Origin of the sequence: Streptomyces himastatinicus ATCC 53653 (genome assembly GCF_000158915.1) — a bacterium.
In the GTDB taxonomy this organism is placed as follows: domain Bacteria; phylum Actinomycetota; class Actinomycetes; order Streptomycetales; family Streptomycetaceae; genus Streptomyces; species Streptomyces himastatinicus.
Genome location: NZ_GG657754.1, coordinates 509,564 through 513,313 on the forward strand (window position 1 = coordinate 509,564; position 3,750 = coordinate 513,313).

Here is a 3,750-nt window from a genome sequence, read left to right on the forward strand (position 1 = left end):
GTAGTAGCCCTCCCCCAGCGGGACGATCAGGACGCCCCCGTGCTCGTTGGCCACCGACGGGACCGAGGGCGGCTCGTCCAGCAGCACATCGCCGAGGAAGCCGGTCGTGGTGGTCGGGGTGCCGGGGAAGTCGATGCCGCCCGAGGTCCGTACGGTGCTCCCGGCCCCGTCGCAGCCCACCACCCATGCCGCGCGCAGGGTGTGGCGGCCGTCCGGACCGTCCACCTCCACCTCGGCGCCGGTCGCGTCCTGCCGTACCGCCAGCGCCCGGTGGCGTCGGCGGATCTCCCCGCCCAGGGCGCGCAGCCGCTCCTCCAGCAGCTGTTCGGTACGGAGTTGGGGCAGCACCAGCGTGTAGGGGAAGCGGGTGTCCAGCACGGAGAAGTCCAGCCGCGACGGCAGCCCGGCGTAGTGCCCGGTGGGCAGCGGGGTGCCCTCCCGGACGAAGCGCCCGTCGATGCCGCGCATCGCCAGCACCTCCAGGGTGCGCGGATGGAGCGTCAGCGCCTTGGAGTGCGGGCTGCGCTCGGCGGCGCGCTCGATGACGGTGACGGGCACGCCCGCCAGCCGCAGTTCGGCGGCGAGCAGCAGCCCGACGGGTCCGGCCCCCACCACGACGACATCGTTCGACACAGTGTCCCCTCCACGATTCCCTTGATCCTGGATCAACGCAGTGCGCCCAGTAGACTTGATCCAGGATCAAGAGGCAAGCGGAGGGAGACGGCGGGCATGGCCCTGGACCGCACGGCCGTGGTGACGGCGGCGCTGGAACTGCTCGACGAGGCGGGGCTCGACAAGCTCACGATGCGCAAGGTGGCCGAGCGGCTGGGCGTCCAGCTCAACACCGTGTACTGGCACGCCTCCTGCAAGCCCCGGCTGCTGGAGCTGATGGCCGAGGCGATGCTCGCCGGCTGCGGAGACGTCCCGCTCCCCGAGCCCTGGGACGAGCGGGCGCGCACCCTGGCCCACCGCTATCGCTCGGCGCTGCTCTCCCGGCGCGACGGCGCCCGGGTCATGGCCGGGACGCATGTCGCCGAGGAACACACGCTGCGCTTCGCGGACAGCCTGATCGGCGCGTTCCTCGACGGCGGCCACACCCCCGCCGAGGCGGGCTGGCGGACCTGGTCGCTGGTGTACTTCACCCTCGGCCTCACCCAGGAGGAACAGGCCGCCGGGCTGCCCGGCGGCATGGACCGGCTGCTGCGTGCGGTCACCGCCGACCGCTATCCCGCGCTGGCCGAGACCGTCGGACACTTCGGCGACTTCGACGACCGCTTCCGCCATGGCATCGGCCTCATCGTCAGCGGACGCGGGACCGAAGGGGCCGAGGGATAGCCGCACCGACCGAGGGGCAGGAGATCCGAGGTATTCCCGCCCTGACAGGGCCGCCGTGCCAATTCTGCGGACCGATCCGGGGCTGCCCATCCGATGTTTATCGTGCGCGAGGGCTTCCGGTTCCTCCGGAAGGGCTGCATCATGCCCAGTGGTTCAGCCCGAGGAACTGGAGGCACGTACGTGACCGCACCCACCAGAAGATCCGTCGTCGGTGGCGCCATGGCCGCCGGAACCATCGGGCTCACCGCGCCGGCCACGGTCGCGCACGCGGCCTCCGGCGCGGCCCCGGACACCGCCCGGCAGACGTCATCCGGCGCCGACCCCTGGACGACCGTCCTCGACGACGCCGACATGGTCTGGCAGAAGATGCCCACGACCTGGTACGACGGTCCGTACCTCGGCAACGCCCGCCTCGGCTCCGGCATCTACGCCGACCCGGACACCGCCGGGGCCGTCCGCTTCAACATCCAGCACACCGAGGTGCAGGACCACCGCCCCGAGTTCGGCTCCCTCTTCGGGCTCGCCCGGCTTCCGATCGGCCACTTCACCCTGGAGCCGGTCGGCACGATCAAGGCCGTCGACTGGCGGCTGCGGCTGCGCGACGCCGAGCTGACCGGCACGATCACCACCGACCGGGGCACGCTGACCCTGCGCGCGCTGGTCCACAACTCCCGCTCGGTGATGGCCGTCGAGGTCACCCCCACCCGCGGTGAGACGGGGTTCCGGTGGGTGTTCCACCCGGCCGAGGCCATCAGCCCCCGGGTCGCGTTCAAGCCCGTCCCCGACTTTCTTTTTTCGGCAATCCCCCGGCCACCGTCGAGGACCACCACGGCATGCGGGCCGCCGTACAGCCGCTGCTCGCGGGCGGGCAGCATGTGACGGCCTGGCGCGAGCGCACCCGATCCCGTCGCCGCACCCTCTATGTCACCGTCGCCCAATCCCACCCCCGCACCACCGCCCGCGACCGCGCGCTGAAGGCGGTCGGGGCCGCGTCGGCGCTGCCGTACGACGCGCTGGCGGCCACCCACCGCACCTGGTGGCACGCGTACTACCGCAAGAGCTTCCTCTCCCTCCCCGACGCCCGCCTCCAGCGCTTCTACTGGATCCAGCTCTACAAGGTGGCCTCGGCGGCCCGCGCCGACGCGCCCGTGATGGCCACCTGCGGGCCCTGGCTGGAGCCCACGCCGTGGCCCGCCACCTGGTGGAACCTCAATGTGCAGCTGGAGTACTGGCTGATCCACGGCTCCAACCACCTGGAGCTGGACGCGGTGACCCGCGCCCTCGGCGAGTTCCGGGACAACCTGTCCAACCAGCTCCACACCCCGTACCGCAAGGACTCGGCGGGCATCCCGCGCACCACCGACATGCAGCTGGTCAACGGCGCCTCGGTGACGAACGGCGGCTTCGCCGTCGGCATACCCGGCCAGGATCCGCCCACCCCCGAGGTCGGCAACCTCACCTGGGCGCTGCACAACGTGTGGCTCAGCTACCGCCACACCATGGACACCGCGATCCTGCGGGACGTGGTCTTCCCCCTGCTGCGCAAGGCCGTCGCGTACTACCTCCACTTCCTCACCCCCGGCAGCGACGGCAAGCTGCACCTGCCCGCCACCTTCTCGCCCGAGTACGGGGTGAACGCCCCGGACTGCAACTACGATCTGATGCTGCTGCGCTGGGGCTGTGCCACGCTCCTCGACTCGGCGAAGACCCTCGGCGTGGACGACCCGTCGGCGCCGCGCTGGCGGGAGGTGCTCACGAAGCTCACCCCGTATCCGGTGGACGAGAACGGCTTCATGATCGGCGCGGGCGTTCCGTTCGCCAAGTCGCACCGCCACTACTCCCATATGCTCGCCGTCTATCCCCTGTACGAGGTGACCTGGGAGGACCCGGCCCGGCGCGAGCTGATCGAGACGTCCCTGAACCACTGGGTCGGCTTCGAGGGCGCGCTCCAGGGCTACACCTTCACCGGCGCCGCCTCGATGTCCGCGCAGATGGGGCGCGGCGAGGACGCGCTGAAGTACCTGGGCGAGCTGATGACCCGCTTCATCCAGCCGAACACGATGTACAAGGAGTCGGGCCCGGTCATCGAGACACCCCTGTCGGCCGCGCAGTCGCTGCACGACATGGTGTGCCAGAGCTGGGGCGGGGTGATCCGGATCTTCCCCGCGCTGCCCGCCGCCTGGCGCGATCTCATGGTGCACGACTTCCGCACCCAGGGCGCTTTCCTGCTGAGCGCGGCGCGCGAGGGCGGGGTGACCCGCTGGGTGCGGCTGCGCAGCGAGGCGGGCGCACCCTGCGTCGTACGGCACTCCCTGCCCGGCAGCATCGAGGTGCACGACGAGCGCGGGCGGCGGCTGCCGTACGAGCACGTCGGCGCCGGGACGATCCGCATCGCGCTGGGCAAGCGGCACGAGG

4 protein-coding genes are annotated in these 3,750 nt (G+C 71.5%); 3 read left to right on the top strand and 1 reads right to left on the bottom strand.

Annotated elements, in window-relative coordinates; genetic code table 11:
* The coding region (locus tag SSOG_RS02135; protein WP_039936352.1) for an FAD-dependent monooxygenase at positions 1 to 633 on the bottom strand (633 nt) is incomplete at its 3' end.
* Positions 634 to 729: 96 nt separating this feature from the next.
* Here SSOG_RS02135 and SSOG_RS02140 point away from each other — a divergent pair.
* From SSOG_RS02140 to SSOG_RS02145, 3 genes are all read left to right on the top strand, one after another.
* Positions 730 to 1,335, top strand: a complete 606-nt coding sequence (locus SSOG_RS02140; protein WP_039936354.1) for a TetR/AcrR family transcriptional regulator C-terminal domain-containing protein — start codon at positions 730 to 732, stop codon at positions 1,333 to 1,335.
* 180 nt (positions 1,336 to 1,515) lie between these two features.
* Positions 1,516 to 2,214, top strand: a complete 699-nt coding sequence (locus SSOG_RS57810; RefSeq protein WP_342634259.1) for a hypothetical protein — start codon at positions 1,516 to 1,518, stop codon at positions 2,212 to 2,214.
* Positions 2,169 to 3,750 (top strand): glycosyl hydrolase family 95 catalytic domain-containing protein (locus tag SSOG_RS02145; protein WP_342634260.1); only part of this gene is annotated, 1,582 nt, incomplete at its 3' end. The genes SSOG_RS57810 and SSOG_RS02145, both read left to right, overlap by 46 nt.